This window comes from Kitasatospora sp. GAS204B, from assembly GCF_029892155.1.
Classification (GTDB): domain Bacteria; phylum Actinomycetota; class Actinomycetes; order Streptomycetales; family Streptomycetaceae; genus Kitasatospora.
In genome coordinates this window covers 54902-69206 of the sequence record NZ_JARZAG010000030.1, presented here as the reverse complement: position 1 = coordinate 69206, position 14305 = coordinate 54902, and the positions used below count along the sequence as shown (strand labels likewise).

14 protein-coding genes are annotated in these 14305 nt (G+C 70.3%); 5 read left to right on the top strand and 9 right to left on the bottom strand.

Annotation, left to right across the window (positions count from 1 at the left end; all coding sequences use genetic code 11):
- Nucleotides 1-32 precede the first annotated feature (32 nt).
- Entirely contained in the window at nt 33-887 is an 855-nt protein-coding gene (locus P3T41_RS31010) for a formyltransferase family protein (RefSeq protein ID WP_280693901.1), read from the top strand.
- Here P3T41_RS31010 and P3T41_RS31005 read toward each other — a convergent pair.
- The 3 genes from P3T41_RS31005 to P3T41_RS30995 form a co-directional block, all read right to left on the bottom strand.
- A complete protein-coding gene (locus P3T41_RS31005) occupies nt 884-3157 on the bottom strand; it encodes a tetratricopeptide repeat protein (RefSeq protein WP_280693900.1) in 2274 nt (757 codons plus the stop codon). The genes P3T41_RS31010 and P3T41_RS31005 overlap by 4 nt on opposite strands.
- A 146-nt stretch (nt 3158-3303) precedes the next feature.
- A complete protein-coding gene (locus P3T41_RS31000) occupies nt 3304-3918 on the bottom strand; it encodes a DUF6879 family protein (RefSeq protein WP_280693899.1) in 615 nt (204 codons plus the stop codon).
- On the bottom strand, nt 3911-4180 hold the full coding sequence (locus P3T41_RS30995; RefSeq protein WP_280693898.1) for a hypothetical protein: 270 nt from the start codon (nt 4178-4180) through the stop codon (nt 3911-3913). The genes P3T41_RS31000 and P3T41_RS30995 overlap by 8 nt, the downstream gene beginning before the upstream one ends.
- 263 nt (nt 4181-4443) lie before the next feature.
- On the opposite strand from P3T41_RS30995, the gene P3T41_RS30990 reads away from it, so the two are divergent.
- From P3T41_RS30990 to P3T41_RS30980, 3 genes are all read left to right on the top strand, one after another.
- Nucleotides 4444-4722: a hypothetical protein gene (locus P3T41_RS30990; RefSeq protein WP_280693897.1), complete on the top strand. Its 279-nt coding sequence runs from the start codon at nt 4444-4446 to the stop codon at nt 4720-4722.
- A complete protein-coding gene (locus P3T41_RS30985; protein ID WP_280693896.1) occupies nt 4719-5189 on the top strand; it encodes a hypothetical protein in 471 nt (156 codons plus the stop codon). The genes P3T41_RS30990 and P3T41_RS30985 overlap by 4 nt, the downstream gene beginning before the upstream one ends.
- Before the next feature lie 524 nt (nt 5190-5713).
- Entirely contained in the window at nt 5714-7357 is a 1644-nt protein-coding gene (locus tag P3T41_RS30980) for an APC family permease (protein ID WP_280693895.1), read from the top strand.
- Between the two features lie 79 nt (nt 7358-7436).
- Here P3T41_RS30980 and P3T41_RS30975 read toward each other — a convergent pair whose 3' ends face one another.
- Nucleotides 7437-8597, bottom strand: coding sequence for a TIGR03364 family FAD-dependent oxidoreductase (locus P3T41_RS30975; RefSeq protein WP_280693894.1), 1161 nt, complete (start codon nt 8595-8597; stop codon nt 7437-7439).
- A gap of 266 nt (nt 8598-8863) precedes the next feature.
- Here P3T41_RS30975 and P3T41_RS30970 point away from each other — a divergent pair, with 266 nt between their 5' ends.
- On the top strand, nt 8864-9622 hold the full coding sequence (locus P3T41_RS30970; protein WP_280693893.1) for an AIM24 family protein: 759 nt from the start codon (nt 8864-8866) through the stop codon (nt 9620-9622).
- Between the two features lie 108 nt (nt 9623-9730).
- Here the strand turns inward: P3T41_RS30970 and P3T41_RS30965 are convergent, their stop codons facing one another.
- The 5 genes from P3T41_RS30965 to P3T41_RS30945 form a co-directional block, all read right to left on the bottom strand.
- Entirely contained in the window at nt 9731-9961 is a 231-nt protein-coding gene (locus P3T41_RS30965) for a hypothetical protein (RefSeq protein WP_280693892.1), read from the bottom strand.
- Nucleotides 9962-10141: 180 nt separating this feature from the next.
- Nucleotides 10142-11413 carry an MBL fold metallo-hydrolase gene (locus P3T41_RS30960; RefSeq protein WP_280693891.1) on the bottom strand — a complete coding sequence of 424 codons (1272 nt, stop codon included), beginning with the start codon at nt 11411-11413 and terminating at the stop codon, nt 10142-10144.
- A gap of 9 nt (nt 11414-11422) precedes the next feature.
- Nucleotides 11423-12142 carry an HAD family hydrolase gene (locus tag P3T41_RS30955; protein ID WP_280693890.1) on the bottom strand — a complete coding sequence of 240 codons (720 nt, stop codon included), beginning with the start codon at nt 12140-12142 and terminating at the stop codon, nt 11423-11425.
- On the bottom strand, nt 12135-12977 hold the full coding sequence (locus tag P3T41_RS30950) for a carbohydrate ABC transporter permease (protein WP_280693889.1): 843 nt from the start codon (nt 12975-12977) through the stop codon (nt 12135-12137). The genes P3T41_RS30955 and P3T41_RS30950 overlap by 8 nt, the downstream gene beginning before the upstream one ends.
- Entirely contained in the window at nt 12974-14287 is a 1314-nt protein-coding gene (locus P3T41_RS30945; protein ID WP_280693888.1) for an extracellular solute-binding protein, read from the bottom strand. Before P3T41_RS30945 ends, P3T41_RS30950 begins: the two co-directional genes overlap by 4 nt.
- Nucleotides 14288-14305 lie beyond the last annotated feature (18 nt).

Genomic DNA, 14305 nt, shown 5'->3' with positions numbered 1-14305 from the left:
GTCAGCCCCACGCCGCTGCTAGGGTCTCACCCGTGGCGAACCCGATGCGCATCGGCATTGCGTCTTTTGGGACGCGTGAGTTTCTGGCCCTGCATTCCGTCTGCCAGCGGGAGGGACACGAACCGGTCGTCCACGTCTACTGCCGTTCGATGAAACCGAACACACCCACGGACACCTACGCCACGGCGACGGTCGGCCAGCTCCTCCAGGAAATCCCCGCCGGAATCGACCTGCTGGTTCCCGGGAGTTCCGAGGGCCTGGCGAAGTCGCTGGCCGGATACGACCTGGACCTCCTCGTGGTCTACGGGTTCTCCTGGCGACTTCCCCCGTCCGTCATGCGGATTCCCCGGTTCGGCGTGGTCAACGTCCACTGCTCGCTGCTGCCCCAGTACCGCGGCCCGGCCCCGGTCCTGTGGGCGATCCGCAATGGCGACACCCACCTCGGCGTCACGGTCCACCGCATGGACGAGAACTTCGACACCGGTCCGATCCTCGCCCGGCAAGGCGGCATCCCGATCGAGGACGACGTCACCCCTGAGCGACTCTGGTCCGGACTCGGGCCGGTCATCAGCGACCTGCTCGCCGACACTCTGCGCCTGCTGCCGAGCGGATTTCCCGGCGAGCCCCAGGACGGGAGTCGCGCCAGCTATGCGGGCCTGCTGGAACCGGAGTTCTCGATCCTCGACACGTCGAAGACCGCACGCGAAGTACACAACCAGGTGCGGACCTTCCGTTTCATCGGCCCCGGTCTCGGACCCGTCGCCGACATCGGAGGGCGTTTCCTCAAGGTCCTGCGCACCCGCTTGACTCCGGCGGACGGGATCCGCCTGGAATGCGCCGACGGTCCGATCTGGATCACCGAGTCCGCACCCGCGGATTCTCGCTAGAGATCCGCGAGCCGCAGCGCGATCCGGCGGCTCAGCGCGAGCGCCTGCGGATCGGCGAAGTCCGACAGCAGGGCCAGCGCCTCGGCCCAGTGCCCCCGCGCCTCATCGACAGCACCATCGTGCCGGAGGCACCGGGCGAGGTTGTCCAGGGCACCGGCCAACTGCCATCGGTCGCCGAACTCCCGATGCGTTTCGACGGCCTGCCGATGCAGGTCCGCCGCCTCACCGAACCTGCCGAGATCGCGGCACGCCTCCCCGGCGCGGTCCAGCGCCGTGGCCGCACGGCTTCGATCGCCGAGTCGCCGCTGGATGTCCGCAGCCAGCCGACTCGACCGCAGGGCATCCTCGGGCCGCCCCGCCGCGCGCTCGACGTTCGCCAACTCGACCAGCCAGTGCGCCTGCCACACGCTGTTGCCCGCCTCGGCGGCGATCGCCAGCGCGGCGTCGACCGACGCGCGGGCCTCGCCGGTCCGGCCCAACTCGCGCTGGGCTCGGCTGAGGAAGAACAGCGCGTTGCCCTCACCGCTTCGGTCACCGAGTTCGCGGAAGACGGCCAGCGCCTCGCACAGCGTCTCCGCCGCCTCCTGGAAGCGGCCGAGTTCGCACAGCGATTCGGCGAGGTTCCCCTGGAGGAGCGCGGTCCACCGGAGGTCACCGAGTTGGCGGAAGATCGCCGCGCTGGCCTCGAAGTGGGAACGTGCCGCGTCGAGTTCTCGCCGGCGCAGGCCGAGCAGGCCCAGGGCGTTGATCGACACGGCCTCGCCGAACCGGTCGCCGATGTCACGTCGAACGGCGAGCGCCGCGCGGTGACACTCCTCGGACTCCGCCAGCCGCCGCGACTGGAAGTACGCCTTCCCCAGACTCTCCAGGGCCTCGGCCTCACCCGCGCGTTCCCCGGCCTGGGCGGCGGAGCTGATGCCGATCCTGGCGGTCGACTCCCAGTCCTCGAAAGCGTTCTGATGCATGTAGACGGCACGCAACACCACCGCCAGACGCCAGGCGATCCGATGGAAGCCGAACTCCGCGGCAGCCCGGGTGGTGGCGACGAGGTTGTCGGCCTCTGCCGAGTACCACTGGAACGCCGGCTGGTAGCCGTCGAAGACCAGCGGCGCGGCATCCTGAGGCACCTGTTGGTCGAGCTCGTACCGGTCGAACGGTGCGATGGCCGACTGGGCGTTGCCTGCCGTGTACAGGTACCAGGCGAGAATCCGTCGTCTGCTCTCGGCCCGAACCTGCTCGGATTCGACGTCCCGGACCCGATCGGCGGCGTAGGCCCGTAGCAGGTCGTGCAACTGGTACCGGGCCGAGGCGATCTCCTCGACCAGGTGGGCCCCGACCAGCGCATCCAGATTGCGGCGCGCCTCGGCCGCAGTGGTACCCGCCAGCACGGCGGCCGCCGGCAGACCGAACTGGTCGCCCGGGTGCAGGGCGAGCAGCCTGAACTGCCGGGCCGCACCCTCGGGCAGTGCCTGGTACGACCAGGTGAACACACTGCTCATCGCGTCCGCCTCCGCCTCGCCCTCCGCCGTGAGCACGTCCCAACGCGCCGACTCGTCCCGTAGGTCGGCGATCAACTCCGCCAGCAGCATCCGTGGTCGGCCGGCCGCCCGTTCGGCCGCGATCCGCAGCGCCAGCGGCAACCTCGCACACAGGCGGGCCAGTTCCGTCAGCTCGCCGGGGTCGTCCTGCGTCCGGTAGGAGGCCGTCACCGCGCGCAGCAGCGTGACGGCGTCCGCCTCGGGGAAGCGACCCAGGTCCACCCGGTACGCACCCTCCCGGGCGACCAGGCCGGCGAGGCTGTTCCGGCTGGTCACCAGGACCAGGCAGCCGGGTGTGGCCGGTAACAACGGGCGCACCTGCGCGGCCGCCGCGGCGTTGTCCAGCATCACCAGCATCCGGCGGTCGGCCATGATCGACCGGTACAGCAACGCCCGGTCCTCGGGATGGACCGGAATCGCCACCGTCGGAACACCCAGATCCCGCAGAAAGCGATCCAGTACCTGCTCTGGTGCGACCGGAGCGGCGGAGTCATGCCCACGGAGGTTGACGTACAGGGCGCCGTCCGGGAATCGCCGGCGGATCCGGTGGGCCCAGTGCACGGCCAACGAGGTCTTGCCGACTCCCGCTGTACCGGTGATGACCGCCACAACGAGGGTCGCCGACTGATCGTCGCTTCCAGGAGCTTCGGTGGCGATGGTGTCCAGGCGGCCCATCTCACCACGACGGTTGACGAAGTGCCGACCCGCCCCCGGGAGCTGACGTGGCGTCACCGAGAAGGATGCGACCGGCTGATGGAAATGCACGCCACCATGCACATCACGTGCCTGTACAACATCGCCGGCCGTCGCCGCCCCGTCGATTCGATTGGCCTGCCAGGAGCCGCCGGCGGATGCCGCCGACCCGGTCTCGTCCTGGCTCACGGCTGACCGGCCGGCGGTGGCAACACCGCCACGCAGCGCTGGAAGTAGCTCTCCAGGGGCTCGCCCACCGCGTACAGGTCGGCGATGAACTGTCGGCAGCTGCGGATAAGTTCGCGGTCGGTGAACCGCCGGACGGATTCGAGGACGCCATCGTCGTCGTAGACGGCCTGGTACATGACCGTCGAGTCGAGCGTGTAGATCTCGGGGAGCGGACCGCTGGCCTCGAACGCCGCCACCTGGGCAGGGCCGACGATCCGGATGGGGCCGCCGCTCTGGTCGCGCACCCGCAGCGCGTGGAGTTCCCACTGGAGATAGGCGCTGATGGGCTCTTCCACGACCCGGACGCGGCGGGCGGAGAAACCGTGCTCGTGGATTCTCCGGTGGTAGTCCTCCATATCCTTTCGACCGGCCTCCAGAATGCCGAGAGACCGATCCCATTCGCCCTTGGCGAAGGCCGCCCAGCTGTCGTATCCGGGCTCCCGGAAGGTCTGCTGGCGCTCGAGTTTCCAGAAACCGAGGTCGGTGATATTCCAGAAAATGCTCTCGAAATCAGCGTAGTACGCGGCCAATTCCATGCGCTCGCTGGTCGAGCCGGCAAGCAGCTCACTCATTCGGGATGTCCGCCTTCGCAGCGATGATGGTCGCACGCGGGATGACGACCAGCCGCTCACCTGGGTCGACGCTCACGCCCGCCGGCAGCCTGCCCTCGTACGATGAGGTGAGTTCGCGTCCGATGACGGCGACGTCGCCATTGTCCAGCTCCCAGATATCCGGGCAGCTGGTGTTTCCGGACGTCTGTCCGAGCTCGTGCGAGGACTTGCCCAGGCGTCGTGCGAAGGACGCGGATGGGTCGGGCTCCCACTGAGCGGCCATACTTCCCCCTGGATATGATGAAAAATTCGGCCATAAAGCTACCGTAGGAGCAGAAGCGGAGTCAAGGACGCGGCCGATATGGCTCGATTTCAACGGCTACCATCTAATGCACTTAATCGGAATTATGTGGTCCACATCATGGACGAGCAGGCAGTGCCTTCCCGCGAGCGCGAGCCACTGGCCGAGCCGTACGCGCAGTCGCGCTGGACTCACTCCAGGGCGGCGGTACGCCCGCCGGGCATCGCCGGGTGCGAGCGAAGTCCATGGCCCTGATGCCGGCAGAGGTTCGGGACCAGATCAGGGACCATGCCGCAGCCGTCGGGCTCGACGTCTCCACTCTCCTCACCATCGCCGCGCAGGCGCAGATGGATCAGCAGGACCGGGTCGAGATGCTCTTCGAACCGTTCGAACGGGCTCGGGCCGAAGCCGAGGAGCAGGCCGGAAGCGACACCTGGACCGACGACATCACGCTGACCGCAGAGGAACAGGCCGAGATCAATGCGATCCTGGGCCGTCCATCCCGGACTGAGGGCGCAGCGTGACCGTCATCGTCTACGACACCGGGATGCTGATCGCTCTGGTCAACCAGGACCGTCGGGCAAGGACCCTGCACAAGGGCTTCGTCACCTCCGGCGGACATGCGCCGATCGTCCCGGGTCCGGCCCTCTCCCAGGCGTGGCGCACCAGCACGAAAATCGCCTATTCCTGGAAGAGACTCCTGGACGAGGTGTTCGTCCACCCTGGGGCCCGTACGGTGTACCCCGGTGCGCTTCCGCCCCGCTGTCTCCCGTGCGCGGCGGGCCTGGACACCGGAGACTGGAAAACCATCGGGGACATGATCGGCGCGGCGGTGCTACCCGCGAAGAAGCGGCCGGACCCAGTGGATGCCTTGGCGGTCTTCATTGCCATCACTCACGGAGGCGGCACTGTGCTGACCACCGACCGGGAGGACATCGAAGCGTACGCCGCCACGCTGCCCGGCTGTGGAGTCGATGCCGTCACCGTCTGATGTGCGGCATGGAACAACTTGCCTCGCGCTGTGCGGTGGTTGCAGTAGACGACAGGCAACTCGCCAGCCCGCACGGCGGCCACGAGCGCGCCAGGCATGTACCGGGTCCCCTTTCGATGTTCCACGCACATGACATCGGAGAACGCCGGATTGGGGAACGCGAAGAGTACGAAGGCCCCGAACAGTCCCGCGTGAGCGCCCCGCCCTGACCTGCGGGCCCCGCCCCCAGACCGCGAGCCGGCGCCACCCCCATTCCCACCAACAGCGCAAAGGCGTTGCTCGCGCGCCCAGCTCACGCTGCCGCACGCCGGCGCGCCCTGGTGAGCAACACCACGCTCGGCGGCGGCAGGGTAGCGCCAGTGTGGCTATTACCGGATACGGAATGACAACGATCGAACAATCTGAGGTTCACCTGAGGTTTACGTCCGCTTTTGTGGCTTAGTCTCCCCGGGTTGCCCGGCCTGGACGGCGCCCACCTCGTGTCGGCGTTTACGGGCTCGAGACGAAACGGAAGGACTCAGACGTTGAGCGCGCCCGAGCCGACAACGGCGTCCCAAAACAACTACCGCCGGTCGCTCGGCACGATCGCCCTGACGGCCGTCGGCCTCGGCTCGATCATCGGCTCCGGCTGGCTGTTCGGCGCCGAGCGGGCTGCCAAGCTGGCCGGGCCGGCCGCGATCCTGGCCTGGGTGATCGGTGCCGCGGTGGCCCTGGTGATCGCCCTCACCTACAGCGAGCTCGGCTCGATGTTCCCCAAGGCCGGCGGCATGGTCCGGTACGGGCAGTACTCGCACGGCTCGCTGGCCGGGTACCTGGCGGCGTGGGCCAACTGGATCGCCATCGTGTCGGTGATCCCGGGTGAGGCGACCGCCTCCGTGCAGTACATGAGCTCGTGGCACTTCGGCTGGGCGCACCAGCTGTTCGACGGCGAGAAGCTCACCACCAGCGGAGTGGCGCTGGCCAGCGTGCTGCTGGTCGGGTACTTCGCGCTGAACTGGTTCGCCATCACGCTGTTCGCCAAGACGAACACCGCGATCACCGTCTTCAAGGTGGTCGTCCCGGTGCTCACCGCGAGCAGCCTGCTGCTGGCGCACTTCGACAGCCACAACCTGACCGGCCACGGCGGCTTCGCCCCGAACGGTTGGAACTCGGTCTTCACCGCTGTCGCGACCTCCGGCATCGTCTGGGCCTACAACGGCTTCCAGTCGCCGCTGAACCTGGCCGGCGAGGCCCGCAACCCGGGCAAGTCGCTGCCGAAGGCGGTGATCGGCTCGATCGTGATCGCGCTGGTGATCTACATCGCGCTGCAGGTCGCCTTCATCGGCGCGCTGCCGCACTCGGTGGTGGAGCACGGCTGGTCGACCATCGGGTACAAGTCCCCGCTGGCGGACCTGTCGCTCGCCTGGGGCCTGAACTGGCTAGCGCTGCTGCTCTACTCGGACGCCTTCATCTCCCCCAGCGGCACCGGCATGATCTACGCGGCGACCACCTCGCGGATGATCCACGGCGTGCAGGAGAACGGCCAGCTGCCCTCGATCTTCGGCCGGGTCGACCCCAAGACCGGCGTGCCGCGCCCGGCGCTGCTGCTGAACCTCTTCATCGCCTTCCTCTTCCTGGCCGTCTTCCGTGGCTGGGGGTCGCTGGCCTCGATCGTCTCGGTCGCCACGGTGATCTCGTACATCACCGGCCCGGTCGCCGTGATGGCACTGCGCCGGCTGGCTCCCGACCTGGCGCGCCCGGTGCGGCTGCGCGCGATGCCGGTGATCGCCCCGGTCGCGATGGTCTTCGGCTCGCTGGTCCTCTACTGGGCCCGCTGGCCGCTGACCGGCAAGGTGATCGTGCTGATGGCCGCCGGCCTGCCGATCTGGGCCTGGTACGAGCTGCGCAAGCCGTGGGACGTGCTGAAGCCGCACCTGAAGGCGGGCGTCTGGATGATCGCCTACCTGGTCGTGATGGCCGGCGTCTCCTGGGCCGGCAGCACCCAGTACGGCGGGCAGGGTTACATCCCCGAGGGCGTGGACCTGGCGCTGGTCGCCGTGCTCGCGCTGGCCTTCTACTACTGGGGCGTCCGCAGCGCCTGGGCCAACCCTTCGCTGGCGCAGGTCCGCGAGGAGCTGGCGGCAGCCGCCGTCGAGCAGCCTGAGACCGCGGAGGCGGTCAACGCCTGAAGCGGCGAGAAGTACTGACGGGTGGGGCCCGCCGCGAGTGCGGCGGGCCCCACCCGTCGGTACGTCACCCGCAGAGGGGTCACCCGCAGAGAGCCGCCAGTTCGGCCGGCTGCTGCACCGTGCCGCCGAGCAGGCCGTCCAGCACGGCCGGTGCCAGGCCGAGCGCGGTGGTCATGCCGATGCCCGAGGTCACCGAGACCGCCCGGACGCCCTCGGCGGGGGCGGCGACCAGGTACGGGCGCACGCCGGAGGCGTAGACGCCGCGCCAGCGCTCACGGACCGTCAGCCGCTGCACGCCGAGCAGTTGGGCGGTCTCGCGCAGCACGGCGGCGTCCAGCTCCTCCGGGTCGAAGGGGGCGGGGCTGACGTCGTAGGTGTGGGTGTCACCGATGGTCAGGGTGCCGTCGGGGCGCTGGGTGAACATCAGGTTGAGGCCGATCCCGATCAGCTCGGGGTACTCGCGGGTGAGTCGCTCGCGCACCTCCGACAGGCTCGGGCAGGCGGCGAAGCCGTCGTAGCGCAGCAGCGAGAAGCCGGTCTGCACGGCGGGCTCGATGGGCCGCGGGTGCGGGTTGTCCACCCGCAGCATCCGCAGTACGCAGCGCCGCACGCCGGACTCGGCCGCCAGCTCGGGGTAGTGCCGGTCGAGGTCGTGCCCGGCGGCCAGCACGATCGCACCGGCGCGCAGCTCACCGCGGCTGGTGCGGACCAGGCCCGGCTCGATCGCGTGGGCGGTGGTGGCCCAGTGGAACCGGACGCCGCGCTCGGCGAGGTGGCGGGCGATCGCCGGCACGCACTCGCGCGGGTCGACCCGCACGTCGTCCGGCAGCCAGGCCCCGCCGACCACGCCCGGGCCGACCGGCACCCGCTCGGCCACCTGCGCCGCGCCGAGCAGTCGTACCTCGTCGTCGCCGCGCAGCTGCTGGAACTCGGTCAGCACGGCGAGCTCGTCCTCGGCCCGGGCGACCATCACGGTGCCGCTGCGGCGCAGCCAGAAACCGGCCTGCTCGGCCAGCTTGATCCAGCGCGCGCGGGCCTCAAGACCGTAGCCCAGCGCGACGCCGTCCTGCGCGGTGGCGCAGGCGTGGCCGAAGTTGCGCACCGAGGCGCCGGTGGCCCGCTCGTCACGCTCCACGATCGCCACCGACAGCCCGCGCTCCAGCGCCTCGTACGCGTGGGCCAGACCGACGATCCCGGCTCCGACGACCACCACATCCGCCGAGCCCAGCGTGTCGTTCACGGTTCTCCATTCCGATGCGCCCGTGCGGTGGGCGCATCCACAGCAGTGCCAAGTTGTATGAACAACTTCCTTCGTGCTGAAACCTACGGTCACCCCCACACCACGCCGGGGGACTGCGGGTGAATCCCCGGTGAATACCCGGCCATCAAACGCCCCCCGTGCCACCGGCGATGCGGCCGCCCGCCCTGGTCGGCAGCACGGTCGGGCGATACCGTGCGCGATGGGTGGGCGGCACGGGGCTGCTACCGGTCGGGGAGGGAATCCGGATGCAGGACGTGATCAAGGGCAGCACGATGCCGGTGCTGGAGATGCAGTTGGGGGCCGGCGAGTCGATCATCTCGATGCACGGCGAGCTGTCCTGGATGTCGGCGAACATCCAGATGTCGCAGACCACCAACTCCGGTGGCCCGGGCGGCGGCGGGCTGCTGGGCACGCTCAAGCGGGCGGTCAGCGGTGGCGGGATATTCCTGACCAGGTACCAGGCGCACGGCGCCCCGGGGCTGGTGGCCTTCGCCTCGAAGGTGCCGGGGCACATCGTGCCGGTGGACATCGCCCAGGGCCGCGGCGTGCTGGTGCACCGGCACGGCTGGCTCTGCGGGACGCCGGGGATCACCCCGAGCATCGCCCTGCAGCAGTCCTTCCGCGGCGGGCTGTGGGGCGGCGAGGGCTTCGTGCTGCAGCGGCTGCACGGGCAGGGCCGGGCCTGGATCGAACTGTCCGGCGAGCTCTGCCAGTACACCCTGGCGCCCGGTCAGACCATGCTGGTGCACCCCGGGCACGTGGGGATGTTCGACGAGACGGTGCAGTTCAGCATCACCCGGGTACCGGGCATCGCCAACAAGATCTTCGGCGGCGACGGCTACCACCTGGTGGCGCTGACCGGGCCCGGCCAGATCTGGCTGCAGAGCATGCCGCTCTCCAGCCTGGCGCACGCCCTGGAGCCGTACCTGGCCCGGGACGGCGCGGTGGCCGGGGCCGAGGGCGCGGGGCTGGGCGGGATCGTCGGCGGGATGCTGCGCAGCTGACCGCCCCCGAGAGCGCGCACCTGCCGCTCGACGCGCACGTAACGGTCGACGGGCGAGTGCTGGTTGAGGCCTACGCCGCAACCAGCACTCGGACCGACCGACCGGACTCTAGAAGAAGTCCCGGTCGATGATCTCCTCACGCTCGACGATCTCCTCACGGCCACCGCCGAAGAGGCCGTCGAACAGACCCGGCCGCTCGATGATCTCCTCGCGCTCGATGATCCGCTCACGACCGAAGCGGTCGCGCTCGACGATCTGCTCGCGCTCGATGATCTCCTCACCGCCGAAGAAGCCGCGGTCGCGCTCGATGAACTCCTCGCGCTCGTAGAACTCGCGCACGATGTCTCCCCTGTTCAGGCCAGTCCTGCTGGTGCTTGCTGACGTTCCGACAGGCGTGACGATAACGCACCTCTCCGGACCCGATCGCAACGCCCGGGTAACACCCGCGTGCGGATGCCGTCACAGCGGCGGAACGGGCTCCCGCACCGCACCTGAGCCCGAACCAGGGCCGACCTAGCGTCAGATCGCGTCGCCACCGAAGGTGTAGCGGGCACCGTAGGCGGCCAGCACCCGCCGCATGCCCTGCGGCGGGTGCAGCCGGGTGGGCGAGGTGGTGTGGATCGGGAAGACGGTGGCGGGGCGCAGCCGCTCCAGCATGTGGTGCAGGTCGTCCTGCGAGGCATGGCCCGAACAGCCGATCTGGCGCAGCGGGATGCCCAGCGCGGCCAGCCAGTCGGTGAACGGCGCCCAGCGCGGCTCGAAGGGGCCGAGCGGCTCGCCGTTGGCGTGCACCAGGGTGGCGCCGGGGTAGCCGTCGCCGACCGGCAGGTCGAGCAGCGAGGGCAGGTCGTCCGGGTCCGGCATCACCACGTACCGGTCCGGCTCGGCGCGCAGTTCGGCGGCCGGCAGCTCGGCCGCCGAGAGCGCCTGCTCGACGCCGACCAGGCGCAGGAAGGCCGCCACCTGCTCGGTCCAGACGATCCGCCGCCCGGCCGCCCCGGCGATCTCCAGGAACGCCCGCACCCGGTCCACGTCGCGCGGGTAGAGCGAGAGCAGCAGCAGGCCCGGGGTCTCCTCCAGCGCGCGGGCGAAGTCGCGGGCCACGTCGCTCTCGTCGCGCCGGCGCCCGCTCGGGTTCTCCCAGCCGAGCGTGGTGCCCTCGGTGACCAGGACGGCGCTGCCCGCCGCCCGGTCGACGAAGTCCCAGGACCGCTGCGGGTGGTGGCCGTGGAAGCGGTAGTCACCGGTGAAGGCCAGGGTGCCGTCGGGCGTGTGCACCAGGTAGCCGCTGGCGCCCGGCACATCGTGGTCGACCGGGACGCACTCCACCTCCAGCGGGCCCACCACTACGCGCTGATGGTCCGTCAGACGCCGCCAGTCGGGCTCGCCGTGGGTCAGTCCCTGGCCGGTGGCGGCGAGCGCGGTCAGCACGTCGACCGCCTCGGTGTGCGCGTGCACGGCCACCTCGGGGCGGACGAAACCGGCCAGGCCCACGTGGTCGATGTGCGGGTGGCTGACGAAGACGGCGGTCTCGCCCACCTGTTCGGCCAGCGGCGAGCCGGGCTCCAACGCCTCGGGGGCGAACAGCCCCGGCAGCGCGGGCGCGGCGCCCAGGCGCAGCCGGTCGGCCAGTTCCCGGCCCGGGCGCGGGCGCACCGGCAGCCGGAACAGGTCGCCGCCGGACGGGATGTCGATGCCGATGTCCAGCAGCACCCGGTAACCGTCCTGCTGGACCAGGATCTTGCTGCCGCCGATGACGCCGACTCCGCCCCAGAATTCGATGGTGGCCATAGCGGGTGATCAGTTCCTTTCGGTCGGCGCCTGGGCCGTGGCCCAGGTCCGGATGGAGTCGAGCAGCCCCTCCACGGTCGGGGCGATCGCGTCGGCGGGACCGTCGGCCCGGCCGAACCGGTCGATGTAGGCGCTGTGCGCGCCGATCTCGCGACCGGGCTCGATGTCGTTGCGCCAGTGGTCGCCGATCACGCAGAGCCGCCGCCTGCCGCCGGCCGGGTTCTCCGCGCGCAGCAGGTGCCGCAGGCCGTCCGGCTTTCCGGTGCCGGCGACCACCGAGTCCAGCAGCGGCGGCAGTTCGAGCCGCCGCAGCAGCCCGTCCAGGCCGGCCGCCGGGCTGTTGGTGGCCAGCACCACCCGCACGCCTTCGCCGCGCAGTTCGGCGAGCAGTTCGGCGTAGCCGGCCGGGACCTCCAGCGGGCAGCGGGCGGCGTCCAGCATCAGCTCGCGGGTCGCCGCGAACGCCCGGTTCAGCTCGGCGGTGTCCAGGCCGACCGCGCGGCCGAGCACCGCGACGGCCTCCCAGCCGTCGATCGCCTCGCCCAGCGGCGGCCCGGCGGCGGCGCCGAGCGCCAGGAACCGCTCGACACCGTCCAGCAGTTCGGCTCGCGCGGCGGTGGGCAGCGCGGCGGCGGCGTGCTCGGCGTAGCGCCGGATCGGCGCGTCACCGCGGTAGAGGGTGCCGTCGAAATCGGTGATCAGGACCGGAGATGACGTCGTGTCAGCCACGGACACCGCCCGCGGTGGACATCGCGCCGGTGACGAAGTGCCGCTGCAGAACCAGGAAGAAGGCAAGCACCGGCACGGTGGTGAAGACCACGGCGGCGGCGAGCCCCGGGTAGTCGGTGCCGTCCGCCCCGGCGAAGGCCGCCAGTCCCACCTCGACCGGCTGCACGTTCGGGTCCTGGGTCATGATGAACGGCCAGAGGAAGGAGTTCCAGCTGGCCAGGAAGATCTGCAGGGCGATGATCAGCATCGCCGGACGGACCAGCGGCATGCCGATCGACCAGAGCATCCGGAACCGTCCGGCGCCGTCCAGCTCGGCGGCGTCGAAGAGTTCGGCCGGCAGGCCCAGGAAGAACTGCCGGACCAGGAAGATGCCGAAGACGCTGGCACCCCACGGCACGATCTGGATCCAGTAGGTGTCCAGCCAGTGGATGTCGGTGGCGATGATGTAGTCGGGGATGATCAGCACCGTCCCCGGCACCATCATCACCGCCATCACCAGCGCGAACAGCAGGCCCCGGCCGCGGAACCTCATCACCCCGAAGGCGAATCCGGCCAGCAGCGAGGTGGCCAGCGCGAGCACCACCGTGCAGGCGCCGATCAGCACCGTGTTGAGGAAGAGCCGGGGCCAGGGCGCGGCCGCCCAGGCGCGGGCGTAGTTCTCCCAGTGCCAGTGCGGAAGCAGCAGATCGGCGAGGGTGCTGGACTGCGAGGCCGAGTTCAGCGAGGTGACCAGCACGTAGTAGAACGGGAAGAGGAAGGCCAGCGCGATCAGCACGGCCACGGTGCGGCGCAGCGCGCCGCGCGGCCGACGAGCAGTTGGTCCGGCGAGGGTCACTGGCCCGCCTTCTGGTCCGCCTGGGCGGCCTGCTGGGCGGCGTTCAGCGCGCCGGCCGGGTCGGCGCCCTGCTCCAGCACCTTCTGCAGCGCGACGACCTCCTCGCCCTGGGCCTTGGCGACCCACGGGAAGGCGGGCTGCGCCACGGCGTAGTCGAGGGCCGCGGCGGCGGTCTTCATGTACGGGTTCTTGGCCAGGAACTCGCTCATCTGGTCGAGCGCCTTCGCGGTGACCGGCAGGTACCCGGTGGTGCTGGACCACTGGGCCTGGCTCTGGGCGGAGGCCAGGAACTGCATGTACTTCCAGGCCGCCGCCTGCTGGGCCTTGCTCGCCGACGCGAACATCGCGATGTTGGTGCCGGAGAGCACGTTGGTCGGCCGGCCGCTCGCGCCCGTCGGCAGCACCTCGGTGCCCAGGGCGAACTTGCCGCCCACCGCCTGGTTCTCGAAGTAGTAGCCCGCGGCGCTCGACATGTCGAAGGCGCCCTTCTTGGCCCCGAGCGCCGTCTCGCCCGGGAAGTTGGAGCCGACCGCCAGCGCGCCGGCCTTCTTCAGGTCGGCCAGGTAGCTCAGCGCCTGGACCGCGGCCGGGCTGTTGAGCTGCGGGGTGCCGTCGGCGGCGATGTCCGGGGTGCCGTCGGCGGCGCAGAGCGCGTCGAAGAGCACGGTGCCGCCGGCCGGCGAGGCGGTGGTGCCCGGGTCGATGCTGATCGCGGTGACGCCGTCCCCGGAGACCGCCTTGGCCGCGGTCGCGAACTGGTCCCAACTGGTCGGCGCGCTCTGCCCCTTGGCCTGGAGCAGGTCCTGGTTGTAGAAGAGCACCTGGACGCTCTTGTTGAACGGCCACATCCACAGCTTGCCGTCGGGCAGCCGCAGGTCCTTCTGCACGCCCTGGTAGAAGTCCGATAGCCCGGCCGGGCTGTCGCTGCCCGCGTACTGGCCGACCGGCAGGATCACCTGGCTCTTGGCGTAGTCGGCGGCCCAACTCTCGTAGACCTGACCGATGGTGGGCGGGTTGTGGGCCGCGACCCCGGCGGTCTCCTTGGCGTGCAGGGTGCCGTAGTCCGGCTGGTACTCCAGGTTGACCTTGATGTTCGGGTTCGCCTGCTGGAAGGCGTCGGTCAGCGCGACCAGGGTGCTCTTCTGGGTGCCGCTGATCATGATCTGCATGAACGAGATCGTGGTGGTGCCGCCCGAACCCGCGTCGGCGCTGGACTTGCTCGACGAGGAACAGGCGCTCAGCGCACCGAGCACGGTGGCCGCGGCCAGCACGGTGGCGGCGGTACGACGCAGCGTGGGGTTGGAGGACATCGGGGTTCCTTTTCGCGT